The 14,537-nt window shown below is 38.8% G+C and carries 9 protein-coding genes; 4 read left to right on the top strand and 5 right to left on the bottom strand.

Going from position 1 to position 14,537, the window contains the following annotated elements:
• Positions 1 to 34: 34 nt before the first annotated feature.
• The 4 genes from ACF3OC_RS04390 to ACF3OC_RS04375 all read left to right on the top strand — a co-directional run bounded on the left by ACF3OC_RS04390 (position 35) and on the right by ACF3OC_RS04375 (position 9,510).
• Positions 35 to 3,205 carry a TonB-dependent receptor gene (locus ACF3OC_RS04390; RefSeq protein WP_094280823.1) on the top strand — a complete coding sequence of 1,057 codons (3,171 nt, stop codon included), beginning with the start codon at positions 35 to 37 and terminating at the stop codon, positions 3,203 to 3,205.
• An 18-nt stretch (positions 3,206 to 3,223) separates the two neighbouring features.
• The gene (locus ACF3OC_RS04385; protein ID WP_094280822.1) at positions 3,224 to 4,681 is read left to right on the top strand and encodes a RagB/SusD family nutrient uptake outer membrane protein; all 1,458 of its coding nucleotides are present in this window, start codon (positions 3,224 to 3,226) and stop codon (positions 4,679 to 4,681) included.
• Positions 4,682 to 4,924: 243 nt separating this feature from the next.
• Positions 4,925 to 8,077, top strand: a complete 3,153-nt coding sequence (locus ACF3OC_RS04380; RefSeq protein ID WP_392470983.1) for a SusC/RagA family TonB-linked outer membrane protein — start codon at positions 4,925 to 4,927, stop codon at positions 8,075 to 8,077.
• 11 nt (positions 8,078 to 8,088) lie between these two features.
• On the top strand, positions 8,089 to 9,510 hold the full coding sequence (locus tag ACF3OC_RS04375) for a SusD/RagB family nutrient-binding outer membrane lipoprotein (protein ID WP_094280820.1): 1,422 nt from the start codon (positions 8,089 to 8,091) through the stop codon (positions 9,508 to 9,510).
• Between the two features lie 52 nt (positions 9,511 to 9,562).
• Here the strand turns inward: ACF3OC_RS04375 and ACF3OC_RS04370 are convergent, their stop codons facing one another.
• From ACF3OC_RS04370 to ACF3OC_RS04350, 5 genes are all read right to left on the bottom strand, one after another.
• Entirely contained in the window at positions 9,563 to 11,071 is a 1,509-nt protein-coding gene (locus ACF3OC_RS04370; protein WP_094280819.1) for a M14 family zinc carboxypeptidase, read from the bottom strand.
• A gap of 1 nt (position 11,072) precedes the next feature.
• Positions 11,073 to 12,119 (bottom strand): LD-carboxypeptidase, encoded by a 1,047-nt coding sequence (locus ACF3OC_RS04365; RefSeq protein WP_094280818.1) that lies wholly within the window; start codon positions 12,117 to 12,119, stop codon positions 11,073 to 11,075.
• 2 nt (positions 12,120 to 12,121) lie between these two features.
• On the bottom strand, positions 12,122 to 13,456 hold the full coding sequence (locus ACF3OC_RS04360; RefSeq protein ID WP_094280817.1) for a dihydroorotase: 1,335 nt from the start codon (positions 13,454 to 13,456) through the stop codon (positions 12,122 to 12,124).
• Between the two features lie 83 nt (positions 13,457 to 13,539).
• Entirely contained in the window at positions 13,540 to 14,247 is a 708-nt protein-coding gene (locus ACF3OC_RS04355; protein ID WP_094280816.1) for an ATP-binding cassette domain-containing protein, read from the bottom strand.
• Entirely contained in the window at positions 14,231 to 14,521 is a 291-nt protein-coding gene (locus tag ACF3OC_RS04350) for a hypothetical protein (protein ID WP_094280815.1), read from the bottom strand. The genes ACF3OC_RS04355 and ACF3OC_RS04350 overlap by 17 nt, the downstream gene beginning before the upstream one ends.
• Between the last annotated feature and the right edge of the window lie 16 nt (positions 14,522 to 14,537).

Raw genomic sequence — 14,537 nt, 5'->3', positions numbered from 1 at the left:
AATAGTTTACCTATAATAACAAATTACCAAAATTATGAAACATCATTTACTCACAACTTTGTGTGTAATGGCTTGTACATCCTTGCAAGTCGTAAATGCACAACAAATTGCTGTGGCTGGTAAAGTTTCGGCCTCTGATGGAACTCCACTCGTTGGAGTGACAATATCAGTAAAAGGAACTTCACTCAGCACCAGCAGCAATGAAAATGGCTTGTTTTCTTTAAATGCAGATCACAATGCCACCCTAACTGTATCTTATATCGGATATAAAACCCTGGAAATTCCTCTGAACGGAAGAAAAACAATCAATATTACGCTTGACCAAGATGATCAGGCTATTGATGAGGTTATGGTCATTGCCTATGGAACGGTCAAGAAAAGCTCCTTTACGGGATCTACTGCCAATATCAATTACGCTGAAAAAGCAAAGGACGTTCCTGTTACTTCCTTCGAACAAGCCTTGAATGGTAGACTTCCAGGTGTTCAAATTAATACGACATCAGGACAGGCAGGCGCAACCTCTACCATCCGAGTTCGTGGTATTGGTTCTATGAACGCCTCCAACGAACCTTTATATGTGGTCGATGGGGTTCCAGTAACCTCTGGAAATGTCGGACAAATGGAAGGAAAACTCGCTGGAACAACCAATAATATCATGTCTACCATTAATCCTAATGACATTGAATCCATCAACGTCCTGAAGGATGCCGCCGCAGCTTCTCTATACGGTTCAAGAGCAGCAAATGGGGTAGTAATGATTACCACCAAATCCGGAAAATCAGGAAAACCAAAAATTGATTTTAGAACCTCCCTTGGATTGACCCCAACCTGGGCTACTGATAACTATAAACCTGCAGATGTTCAAGATCAAATCCAATACATGTATGAAATCTTCCATGATTACAGAACATCAAATGGATATACCGATGAACAAGCAAATACTTATGCCCTAAACAGCATCAATAATAGATTTGGAAAACATGGGTATGAATTTAAAACCAATGGAACAGGTCTTTTTGATAAAGTTAATATCACTGGCAAAACAGACGGTGTAGAAAATAGAGATGGGAAATATTTCGATTGGAATGACGCTTTATTCCGTACCGGTAGATTCCAAACCAATGACCTGGCGGTGAGTGGAGCAAATGATAAAACCCGATACTATTCTTCATTATCATATACCACTGATAAAGGTCGTGCTTATACCAACGAATATGAAAGAATTGCAGGAAGATTAAATCTATCGCAAAAACTTTCTGAAAAAGTAGAGTTTGCGACCAATTTTAATTTAAGCCATAACGATAAACAAGGATATAACGACACAAGAAACAACGGTACTAACTATATGTACCTTGCCAATAACTTGCTTTTCCCTTTATACTGGCCTACGGATTATAAAACAGGAGAAGAATATTCCTTACGTTTTGGATCATTGGGATACAACCCGCTATATTACGATAAACAATGGGAAAACAATTCTAAGACCCTTAGAATGATTGTTTCTCCATCCTTAACCGTAAATCTCGCACCAGGTTTGGTTGGAAAAACCGTATTCTCGTATGATAATTCTGAAGTAAAAGACCATTTATATTATAGTGGCAAACATTTTCATACCACTTACGGAGCAACTGCGAATGGTTCTGTGTTTGAATACAGTACCAATTATATGAAAATGGTTTCTTCAACGACCTTAACTTATAACAAAAGTTTTGATGACCATAACATCGATTTATTAGGTGGTTTCGAAGCTGAAAAAAATAAGGTGGACTATCAATATGCGAGTGGATCAAACCTTCCGAACAGCTCCCTACATACGGTAGCAACCGCCGGTATAAAAGATGCAAACGCTTATTCTTGGGGACATAATATGATGTCTATTTTCTCAAGGGCACAATATAATTTCCAGGAAAGATTTTTTGCTTCTGCATCTTACCGCTTTGATGCTTCTTCTAAATTAAGTCCAGACTCGCGATGGGGTGACTTTTGGTCGATCTCAGGTGCATGGAACTTGAAAAAAGAATCTTTCTTTGCTGAGATACAACAAATCGACCAGATTAAGTTAAAAGCTTCATATGGTACCAATGGTACTCTACCAACAGAAAATTTCGGTTATATGAGCTTAGCAACTTTTGGATTCAATTACAATGGTAAACCTGGTGGTGCCATTACTACCATTGCAGATCAAAACCTGAAATGGGAAAAAAGCTATTCCTTCAACTTAGGAACTGAATTTGCCTTATTCAATAATAGAATCAATGGTTCCGTGGAATATTTCTCCAGAGATTCAAAACAACTGTTACAGGATGTGAACATTTCAAATGTCACTGGATTCTCAAACATCCTGAAGAATATAGGTACTGTTAATAATAAAGGTGTAGAGATTTCCATTGCTGGTGATATCATCCGCAATGAAAACTTGAGATGGTCTGCTGGAGTAAACACGTCTTTGATCAAGTCTAAAGTCATTGCTTTAAATGAAGGTCAAGATGTTATTTGGAGTGACCCTACTGGTGGCGATGGCCGTGTTGACTTTATTTACCGTGAAGGTGGAGACGTATATACCTTCTACCTTAAAGAATGGGCTGGAGTAGACAAGACCAATGGTAAACCTATTTGGTATACTAATGACGGAACTGAAGGTGAATTCTTACACAACGGTCGTGGAGCAACTAATAAAGTAGCAGATGCTGATTATGTTCCTTTTGGAACCCCAATTCCTAAAGCTTTTGGTGGTATCAATACAGATTTAGAATACAAAGGATTTAGCCTATCCCTTAACTTTAATTATAAGATTGGTGGCAAATTGTTTGACCACGCTTCAAGGGATGTCGCTGAAGACGGTTATTATTGGGAAAGAATCCGTTCTTACTATGCTTATGAGAATGCTTGGACTCCTGATAATACGGATGCCTTGTATCCTAAGATTAGTGGAAATGACCCTGAGGATGGTATCGCGTATTCAACCCGCCACCTATACGACGCCTCTTTTATCCGCTTGAAAAATGTAAACCTAGCTTATAGATTGCCAAGTTCAATAACCAATAAAATCGGATTGAGCAGCACTAGAATCTTCTTCAATGGAACAAATTTATTAACGTCTTCTAAATTCAAATGGGCAGACCCTGAGGTTAACCAATATGGAACGAGAGGTTGGGAAACACCTTATGGTAAGACCTATACCTTTGGTTTAGAAATCAGTTTATAACCTTCAAATATTATCCACATGAAAAAGAAATCTTTATATATCATAGCCTTAGCAAGTTTATCATTATTCTCTTGTAAAGGATTTTTGGATGTTAATCCAACCAACTCGATCGAAGCCTCGGCAACGATCAAGACTGTAGAAGATGCCCAAGTCATGATCAATGGCTTAACCAGCAAATTAGGCGCCGGTTCTCTTTATGGTCGTAATATATTATTATACGCAGATGCAAAAGGTGGCGATTTAACAATCGTTTCCCAAGGTCGTGGTTTAGATGCCTTTTATGTTTTTAATCACAACAAAGACAATAATAGCTACTCCGGATTTTGGACCGATGGATTTAATGCCATCCTGCAAGCCAATAATATTATCAGTAACATCGAAGCACTGCAAGCTTCTGGTTCAACCCTTAAGTTTGACAATGAAAAAGGACAAGCATTGACCCTTCGCGCAATGATGTACTTTGATCTGGTGAGAATTTATGGCAAAACCTATACGGATGATCCTAATGCATTGGGAGTTCCAATTACAACAGCTTTATTAGAAGATACAGCAAAACCTTCGCGTGAAAAAGTAGCCGATGTTTATAAGCAAATCCTTGCTGATTTAAATGCAGCAACGGCAATCTTGCCTAAAAATATTAATCATGGTTACATTAATTACTACGCAGCAAAAGCAATTCTTTCCCGAGTGTATTTGACTATGGGGGATTATGACAAAGCTTTGGAAGCAGCAGATGAAGTCATCGCCAGTAAAGCTTATTCCCTTTATTCCAATGAAAATTGGGTGGCATCTTGGTCTAAAGAAAAAGGCTCTGAGTCCATCTTTGAAATCATCAAAATGAAAGACCAAGGCGATCTAGGTTCATCCTCTCTCGGGTTCTATTACTTAAGAAACAAGGATGAAAATGCTATTGGAAATTTTACAGCATCTGATTACTTCGTCAATCGTTTGGCTCAAGACCCTAATGATGTTCGTTGGGGAATATTCACCAAAGATGAATTAGACCGCGTTGCAGCTTGTTATAAGTATGTAGGTGGTACTGCAGCTAAAAAACCAGGTGATGGTAAAACACCTTATACTGCTGTTAACATTAAGGTGATTCGTCTTTCGGAAATGTACTTAACTGCAGCGGAAGCAGCATTAAAGAAAAAAGCAGCTGACCCTGGAAAAGCAGCTGAATATCTAAATCAAATCCGTAAAAGATCACCTGACCTGGCAGCAGCAACCGCAGCAACTATTACTGAACAGATGATCCTAGACGAAAAAAGTAAAGAATTATATGGCGAAGGTCATCGCTTCTGGGATATGATCCGCCTCAATAAAACAATTACCTTCAATGATGAACATGTTGGTGTCGCGATGAACCACCGTGAGAAAACCATTACAAGGAAATTCTATAAAACATTGTTACCAATTCCACAGGTAGAAATCAATGCTAACCCAGGATTAGAAGCACAACAAAATCCAGGGTATTAATATTACAATATTCTAGAAATGACAAGGACGATCACATGTGATCGTCCTTTTTTTTGGTCCTCAAATCAGTTCCGCATTTTCTGAAAAACTTCACAAACACGCAAAGATTATAATAGTATTCGCAAAAATAACCCCATTAGGTAATGAATACAACAATGCATCTTGCATATTTTTGCAATTTATTCATTGTTTTTAACATGAATCCGTTATATTCGTTTATCTAAATAACCAATAACTCTAAAAATGAATCTACCAACTTGCTTATCAATTGCGGTAGCATCCTTGTGCACCATACAGATGCTTTCCGCACAACAATTGTCCATAGCTGGAAAGGTGACCAATGCCGAAGGAGAACCAATTGTAGGGGCTTCTATCTTTATTAAAGGCACGCAACAAGGAACCGCCAGCAATGAGAACGGATTGTTTTCTTTGAATGCCCCAAGTAATGGGATTTTAACGATTCGTGCAGTAGGATACAGCAGCATTGAAGTACCTATCAATGGAAAGACAAACCTGTCTGTACAACTACAACATGTAGATAGTGAAATCGATGAAGTCGTAGTCACCGCACTCGGGATTCAAAGAAGTGAAAAATCTCTAGGATATGCCGCTCAAGGTGTTACAAATGAAACTTTGAACAGCAACAAACAACCGAACCTGGTAAACGCCTTACAAGGTAAAATTGCAGGTGCTACCATTAGTTCTACGGGGGGTGCTCCAGGACAAGGTGCAAATATCCAAATCCGCGGGATCAACTCCATCGACCCAACCCGTGACAATAACCCTCTCTTCGTAATAGATGGTATCCTAATGGACAACTCTACTTCGGTTCAAGGTGGCGCAGAAGTTCGCGGTATGAGTAATCGTTCGGTTGATATTAATCCCGACGATATTGAAACCATCAATATCCTAAAAGGTGGTGCAGCAACTGCCCTATATGGCTTGAGAGGAGCAAATGGGGTGGTAATCATTACTACAAAAAGCGGTAAAGCTGGAACCCTCAGAATTGATTACCAAGGAACTGTTGGCTTTGAAAATGTCAATAAATTCCCTAAAATGCAAGATACCTATACCCAAGGTTGGAAAGGGGTGTACAATAAGGATGATTTCTGGCCTGCATGGGGACCTACTGTAGAGGAAGCTATGAAAGTAGACCCTACCCATCCAAGTACATTATATAAACCTTTTGAAGAAGCATTTGATACCGGAAATCAATTCCGTAACTCCCTAAATATTTCGGGTGGATCCGAGAAATTCACTTTCTTAACCTCCCTTTCTCAAATGAAACACAATGGGGTAATGCCGTCCACCGATTTCAAGACTTACCAGGCTCGATTGAACACCAATTTTACCATTAGTGAAAAATTTAAAGGTGGTTCTTCCTTAGCTGTATCTAATTCAGGTGGCTATCGTGGAAATGCTAACCGTTATGCGGAACAATTAATCTATTGGACTCCTAGATACAATATCCGAGATTACTTAATGGATAATGGAACCATGAAATCTTATGGGGATACCGACAATCCAATTTATGTTGCGAATACTAATAGATTGAAAGATGATGTTTTACGGGTTATTGGTGGAGTGGATTTCACCTTTTCCCCAGCGAAATGGTTAGACCTAATGTATAGAGCAGGAATTGACGCCTATAGCGATAATCGCGAAGGAACAGCTATCGGATACCAAGGTCTTGCCGATGAAAGACTAGTCTATGATAATGGTGTGGAAGGGGCTGATGGACGTGGATTCTATAATGTGTATAGCAATAATTTCAGAGCGATTAACAGCACCTTTATTGCAACCTTCAAACATGATTTCAATGAAGATTTCAATGCAAAACTGAGACTTGGTCAAGATATTTATGATCGATATATCAAGAGAACATCTACACAAGGTGGTGACTTAACAGTCTATAATTGGTTCGACTTAGGAAATGCTAACATCATTAAGGCCGACTCGTATATTGAAAAATACAGGTTGATGGGATATTTTGCTGAATTAGAAATGACTTATAAAGATTTTCTATTTTTAACACTAACCTCCAGACAAGATATAACGTCTTCTTTAGCACCTAAAAACAGATCTTTCAATTACCCTTCTGCCACAGTTAGTTATGTAATTTCCGACCATATCACTCTTCCGGAAGTCATTAACTTTGGAAAGCTGAGGTTCTCCTATGCTCAAATTGGTAAGGATGCTCCTCCATATTCTACAAGTTCAGGTTTTGGACCTTATAGCAACCTGCCTACGGGATATATTGGTTTTACTAGACCTGCCTTACTTGGAAATGTTGAGTTAAAACCTGAATTCACAGACACTTATGAAGCTGGATTTGAATTGAAATTCTTTCAAAGTAGATTAGGATTGGATTTTACATTGTATAATTCTATCAGTAGGGATCAAATCATTCAAGTACCTGTGACCTCAGCAACCGGTTTCGTAACGGCATCTATTAATGCGGGAAGTATCCAAAACCGTGGTCTGGAATTAACCCTTAATACGGTACCTGTTAAAAAAGAAAATTTTACATGGAACTCAAACATCAATTTCTCCATCAATAGAAATAAAATTCTTGAAATTCGCGAAGACCTGGATGATGAAATCGTTGTTTCATCGGAATATGGTTATTTGAACTCTACAGTTTCCATGCGTATTCGTCCAGGTGAATCTTATGGTACACTTTACGGTAGAACTTACAAACGTTATTACACAGCAGATGAGATCGCTCAAGGATTGGATAAAACTCGTGAGTATGACGAAAGCCGTCCTTTATTGATCGGAGCTAATGGTTTCCCAGTATTAGAATCTACATCAGTACCTAAAAAATTAGGAAATGTGCAGCCTAGCTGGGTGGGTGGTTGGAATAATACCTTCAACTATAAAAACCTTTCCTTAAATATCTTGGTGGATGCTCGCGTAGGTCAATCCCGATATAATCAATTAGGAAACTTTATGGCCGCATTCGGTGAAGCCGATTATACGGAAGACCGTAATGATTATAAAGTATTTGACGGCGTACTAGCTGATGGAAGCAAGAACACAAAAGAAGTGTGGTTAGGACAAGGTAAAGATCCTAAAAATGGCGTAGATTATGGAAATGGTTATTACAGGGATAACTTCCGTGGAAACTCTCAGTTTTTCGTAGAAGATGCCTCTTGGTTGAGACTACGCTCCGTTTCAATCGGCTATAGCCTCCCTCAACAATGGTTAGATAATAAAGTTATTAAGAATGCTCGGATTTCTGTTATTGGAAATAACCTTGCACTGTGGACTAAATATTCAGGTTATGACCCTGAAAACTCAACAACAGCAAGTGGATCTAATATCGAAGGTTTTGCTGGGATGACTTATCCTGCAGTTCGTAGTTTCTTATTCAGCTTAAATGTTGGCTTTTAATACTTAAAATCATGAACAAATTCATCAAAATAGGAAAAATATCGTTATTAGCTTTGGCCTTGTTCTCAATGAACAGCTGTAAAGACTATTTCGATTTAACTGAAAATCCTAACTTCGTTCAAAATCCACCTTTGACCGCATTATTATCTACAGCTACTCATAAAGCTGCCTATAATAATTACAGAATAGCGTACTTTAATAATCAATATTCGCAATATTTCGCCAGTCCATCCGGGGGTTCGGATACAGATACCTATCAGATCACCAACAACTCCACGACTTGGAATAATTTGTATTATGCTTTGGCTGATCTGTATGACTTGATGGTCAAATCTGAAGAAGTAGGTGCCCACCACCATTTGGCTGTTTCCCAAGCATTAACTGCCTACCAGTTAGGGTTAGTCGCTGATACTTGGGGCTCCGCTCCTTATAGCAAAGCCTTCGGAAAAGAAACAATCCTGACTGTACCTTACGATTCTGAAGAAGATCTTTATAAAGCACAAGTTGACTTGATCAACAAGGCTCTTGAAAACTTCAAAAAAGCCGATCCATCCCAACAATTAAGTGAAAAAGACGACTTATTATGTGGCGGGGATATCGACAAATGGATCAAACTTACGAATGGTCTGAAAGCTCGTGTATTAAATAAGGTCAGTAAAAAATCCTCCTATAACCCTAAACAAGTTTTGGCGGCTGCGCAAGCTTCATTGGAGTCCAATGCCGAGGACGTTGGAATGAGCACTTTCCAAGGTGTCAACCCTTGGGCATCGATTTCAATCAGTAACTTATTAAACAACCTTGATGGCTGGTTAGGTAGTAATTTCATTGATCAATTAAATGGAAAAACCTACGGAATCGAAGACCCACGGGTGTCAAAGATTACTGAAAAAACAGTGCATGGTGTATATGTTGGTACTGTAAGTGGCCAAGGGAATGTTGGAGCAGCAAATACTGTACGCGATGAATGCTATATCAGCTCTAAATCTCCGGTAAGTAGCGAAACTTCTCCATTAATGATCCTGACCTATGCTGAGGTGAAATTCATTGAAGCCGAAGCCGCATTCAGGGATAATAATAAACCTGTTGCGTATGCTGCATTCCTGGCAGGGGTCAAAGCCAGTATGGATAAATTGGGTGTTCCTGCAGCCGATGCAACTAAATACATCACCGCCATCTCTAAAGGACAAGCTAACTTGACCCTTTTGGATATCTTCCGCGAAAAATACGTGGTAACTTATCTGAATGCAGAAGCTTGGAATGATGTGCGTCGTTTTGATTATAAATACAAGGATTTCAAACTTCCTATTGGAGCGGTCCTTGGTGATAAATTTATTCGCAGAGTAGCTTACCCTGCCGATGAAATCACAGAAAACGGATCAAATGTCCCAGCTGAAGTGCCTTTAAGCACTGAATTGTGGTGGGATAAACCATAAAAAACAGAAAGGGGCATAAGATTATGCCCCTTCTTATTTTATATAAATCCCTCTAAAGGACTTTATTCTTTAACAATCCTATTTCCGATAATGGTTTGGATAGATCAATTAAATAACCGTTTAGGATAGCATATTTTAAATTGGCATTGGAATCCCCAATATAGAAATTTGCTGTTCCTCCTAAATCAATTACTGGCGTGGTCGCAAAGGCTTGGGCTCCATAAACATGTATCGGCAAGTTGTGCAACATGTTCGCTTGCTCCGGTTTTAAGTTAGTCACTTGAACAGCCATATATCCTTTTTTCAAAAGATCATAGGCAATTTCAGGGGTTATTGATTCAAAGGTCGGAACCGGCTTCTCCGCAATCTTTCCCTGAATAAATTTTAATCCCTCGCCATCGACCTCATCATAGCCAAATGATTCAGGTAAATCTCCAATATCTTCTACGCGGCCACGGACAAAGTAATCTCGTCCCTCGGTGTTTTCACCACGTCGAATAGCAATATCACTCTTTAAAGGAATGGAATCTGAACCAAATTCTAAACCGCGGATTACAATATCATGCATATTGCTTGCATTAAATGGAATCTCCTCGTAACCCTTGGCGTCATAGTTCTCATAGGTCCCTTGCGCAATTTCCATCAATGCATTCAGGATGATTACAAAATTCAACTTTCTGATTTCCTGTTTTTCTGGATCTCCCTTCAATCCACCAGATTCAATTAAGACCGTACTAGCACCCCAGGATTGGAAATTATCACCAAACCCTCTAGGAGTATAAGTATCGTCATACTTCGCAACGGCATCAGGTATATACTGTTGAAGAATTTTATTCATTCCCACAATGATTTGCATCGCTCCTTCCCTAACCTCATTGATTTCTCTCTCCGTATTGTAAGCGGGTGCCAAAAGAGAAATGGTCACTGGATTTTTAGTTCCAGGAACATTGTAATAAATATTTTGATCATGAAGATTGAAGCCATACCGAGGTTGAATGGCCTTTGCTCTAGACTTTAATAAAGCCCCTTCCACCGTTTGTGAGGCTCGAGCGTCTCGATTTAAATCAATGCTCTGTGCATTTCTACGTAAATAACGTTCTGCACCATCAGGATTCAACATGGGTATAAAGTGAATATTCAACTTTTCCTTTAACATGGTGCGGACGGAATCAAATCCATCCCCTTTGCCTTCCAAAAAATTGAACAAATCAAATAATGCCATCGTTGCAGTCGGTTCATCACCATGCATCTGGGACCATAACATTACTTTTTTATCGCCATTTCCATATTCCAATTCATTGATCGAACGGCCTTCAACTGACTTACCTATTTCAGTGATCTTAAATAGATCACTTTTTCTATGCAATTGAATCAATGAATCAACATCCTGATGTTTGAATCTTCTTGAAAATAAAGCCGATTCTTTATAGGTGGAATGTATCTTATTCATCTGCGCAGTATCCAATTTATACCCCGGAATATTCCCGTTGGAAGACCCTGAGAATGGATTACTGCAGGCCGTTACAGCCAAAAGACTTAAGGAAATGACAAAAAACTTCATATTATACTAACGCTTTTTCTAAAATTTCTATTGTACCCTTATTCGCATCAATTCTTGCTTTTACACCAACCGGCAATAAAAACTGATCATTGATATGCCCAATAACTGCTCCTGAGTAAGATGGAATATTCAATGGTTTGATATAATCCCTTAGAATCTGATCTAAGTTCAAGGAACCATAGCCTCCCGAAGGCGAACAGTCTGTACACTTACCAAAGACAAACCCCTTTATTTGTGAAAGTATTCCAGCGTTCATCAATTGACAGAACATCCGGTCTACCTTTTCCGGGGATTCATTGATTTCCTCCAAGAACAATATGCTATCCTTGAAATCCGGCAGGAATTCAGAACCACATAATCCCGAAATCAAAGTCAAATTCCCACCTAATAGTTTCCCTTCAGCAACCCCTGGATTGATGGTGCTAATCCTATCTTTATACTGAACAATATCATCCCCTTTTTTCTCAGGGTTTGTATAGGTCACTAACTTATTTTCAATGAATTGATCCGTAAAGGTTTTAGCAACAAAATTACTCCAGGTACTTGTACCAACAGGCCCATGAAAAGTAACCATGCCAATTTTGGCTTGAAAAGCCATGATCAATGCCGTAATATCACTATATCCCAATAGAGCTTTCGGGTTTTTGGCAATCATATCATAATCGATACGCTTCAATAACCTGGAGGCGCCAGCTCCACCACGAATGCATAGAATCCCAGCGATAGATTTATCGGCAAACATCGCATGTAAATCCTCCAAACGTTGATCATCCGTTCCTGCTAAGTTCCCATAGCGTTCTCGGATATACTTTCCTTCTTTTACTTTAAAACCAAAATATTCCAGAACCTCCTTGGTCAAGCTAATGGAATCTTCACCTGTAACTGCACTCGCTGGTGCAATAATTCCAATAGTATCACCAGCTTTTAAGGCCTTTCCTTTAATTAAAGGTTTCAACTGATTGGCAACAGCCATGGCTTCCGTCTTTCCAATTAATGGAAGTGCCGCTAATCCTATCCCCAAGGATTTAATAAATGAACGTTTATTCATGGTTAACGATTGAATAGTAAACGATGTCCTGAACCTACTTCCTGAATCTGACCCTTGGTGTAAGCCAATAATCCCGAAACAATAGTATGTTCAATAGTCGAAGTAAATGTATGATTTTCAAAAGGAGACCAAGCGCACTTGGATAAAATATTCTCTTTTGTTACCGTATAAGGTTTGTTCAAATCTACCAATACCAAATCCGCCCAAAATCCCTCCCGAATAAATCCTCTTTGTTCTATTTGAAATAGAATGGCCGTATTATGGGCCGTCTTTTGAACCATCTGCTCCAAGGTCATTTTCCCTTGCTTAACCATATCCAACAAAGCTTGAAGGGCATGTTGAACCAATGGCCCTCCCGATGGGGCTTGCAAATAAGCCTGTGATTTTTCCTCAATGGTATGTGGAGCATGATCAGTAGCAATCACATCAATATGACCATCCAAAACTGCTTTTAAAATCGCATCCCGATCATTAGCCGTCTTTACCGCTGGATTCCATTTGATAAAATTCCCTTTGCTTTTATAGTCTGCATCTGAAAACCATAAATGATGAATACAAGCCTCTGCTGTTATCCTTTTTTGATCCAATGGAATGGTATTATCAAATAAACCGGTCTCTTTTGCGGTCGAAATATGCAAGATATGCAAACGGGTATTATTCTTTTTTGCTAATTCAACAGCTTTCGAAGAAGAAAGATAACAAGCCTCGGCAGAACGGATCAAAGGATGCATTTCAATGCTTACATTCTCGCCATATTGATCTTTATATTTTGCGAGATTCGCCTGAATTGTAGCTTCATCTTCACAATGGGTAGCAATTAAGGTTGGAGCCTGACTAAAAATAGCCTCGAGTGACTTTTCATTATCTACCAACATATTCCCGGTGGATGAACCCATAAAAACCTTGATTCCACAAACATCACGTGGATTTGTTTTTAAGACCTCATCTAGGTTATCATTGGCGGCTCCCATAAAGAAAGAATAATTCGCCAAGGAACTATCCTGTCCAATATCGTACTTGTCTTGAAGTAATTTTTGAGTCAAGGTATTGGGTACAGTATTAGGCATTTCCATAAAGGAAGTTGTTCCACCAGCAACTGCAGCCCTACTTTCTGTAAATATATTCGCCTTATGTGTTAATCCGGGTTCGCGAAAATGAACCTGATCATCAATCAGACCTGGAAACAAATGTAATCCTTCTGCATTGATGACTTGGTCAGCATCCATGTCGATGCTGCCAGCAATCTTTTCAATACGACCATTTTTAATAAATAGATCCAACACCTGGATGCTGCCTTCATTTACAACATGGGCATTCTTTATCAATATTGTAGACATGTAATTTATCTTTAAGGGTTTTGCTAAGCAAATATACTAATTTAGAGGCGCCTATTGGAGAATAAGCCATTTAAAACCGAATATTAAGCCTCTAAATTTGGATCTCGGCGAACATCAAAAGTCCCGATAGGAACATAGAATTGTTCCAACTCCTCCTTCTTATTAATTTTTCGACAACCGCCATTTTCCAACAACAGCAATTGGTTACTGATATCCAAAACATTCATATAATCATGATCAGAAACCAAAATACCTTTGATTCTGGATTTCTCAACTATTAAGGCCTGTATTTTCTCCTTTAAAATGGGTGATAAACCCGTAAATGGCTCATCCAATAGAATAAATGTAGCATCCTGTTCCATCAAGAGCATAATCTCCAGATATCTTAATTCTCCCCCCGCTAGCTCTGCGATCTTATTGCCGAGAATACGAAAAATCACCTCATCCCGTTCTAAATTGGAAATACGTTGGGAATCGGAAAGCATAAACTCAATGGATTTTTTGACCGTAAAATTCGTAGGTAAAAATGAATCCTGAGGTAAATAACAAACATCCTTTGATGGAAAAGCTTTCCTAATCTTCTTTCCATTCAAGCGGATATAAGCATATTGAGCTCGTAAATCACCGAAAATTATACGCATAAAGGTAGACTTGCCTGATCCGTTACGCCCCAATAATCCAATGATATCCCCTACTTTTAATACTAAATAGCCTCCTGTCAAAAGCGGGCGATCACTTTTATAGCTAAATTGAACAGAGTCCACAAACAATTCTTTATCGGCTAAATCCATAGTAAAAGATCAGAATAAATACGAGAGAAATTATCAGATTGGCAATAAAGGTATAGAGGACTAAATCCTTTCTGGTCAAACCGAGATTAAAAAACAGATACTTGGTATTTCCTTCAAAAAAACGAACAATCGCTGCTGAACTCAGATAACCCGCCGTCATAAATACATAGGGATAATATCCTATATATTGAACACTCATCGCCAAGCTCAAGGCAAGATTGATGAAGAAAATCGGCTTATAAAATTGCCAAAGATGTTTGAAAGCTATCGGCATAATTAAATCTACTAAG

The organism is Sphingobacterium cellulitidis, from assembly GCF_043187465.1.
Taxonomy (GTDB): Bacteria; Bacteroidota; Bacteroidia; order Sphingobacteriales; family Sphingobacteriaceae; genus Sphingobacterium; species Sphingobacterium cellulitidis.
This window is presented reverse-complemented; position numbering and strand designations above follow the sequence as displayed.

Coding starts and splice junctions, on each gene's coding strand:
- ACF3OC_RS04380 (WP_392470983.1), top strand. CDS start 4,925: ATGAATCTACCAACTTGCTTATCAATTGCGGTAGCATCCTTGTGCACC.
- ACF3OC_RS04375 (WP_094280820.1), top strand. CDS start 8,089: ATGAACAAATTCATCAAAATAGGAAAAATATCGTTATTAGCTTTGGCC.
- ACF3OC_RS04350 (WP_094280815.1), bottom strand. CDS start 14,521: ATGCCGATAGCTTTCAAACATCTTTGGCAATTTTATAAGCCGATTTTC.
- ACF3OC_RS04370 (WP_094280819.1), bottom strand. CDS start 11,071: ATGAAGTTTTTTGTCATTTCCTTAAGTCTTTTGGCTGTAACGGCCTGC.
- ACF3OC_RS04355 (WP_094280816.1), bottom strand. CDS start 14,247: ATGGATTTAGCCGATAAAGAATTGTTTGTGGACTCTGTTCAATTTAGC.
- ACF3OC_RS04390 (WP_094280823.1), top strand. CDS start 35: ATGAAACATCATTTACTCACAACTTTGTGTGTAATGGCTTGTACATCC.
- ACF3OC_RS04360 (WP_094280817.1), bottom strand. CDS start 13,456: ATGTCTACAATATTGATAAAGAATGCCCATGTTGTAAATGAAGGCAGC.
- ACF3OC_RS04385 (WP_094280822.1), top strand. CDS start 3,224: ATGAAAAAGAAATCTTTATATATCATAGCCTTAGCAAGTTTATCATTA.
- ACF3OC_RS04365 (WP_094280818.1), bottom strand. CDS start 12,119: ATGAATAAACGTTCATTTATTAAATCCTTGGGGATAGGATTAGCGGCA.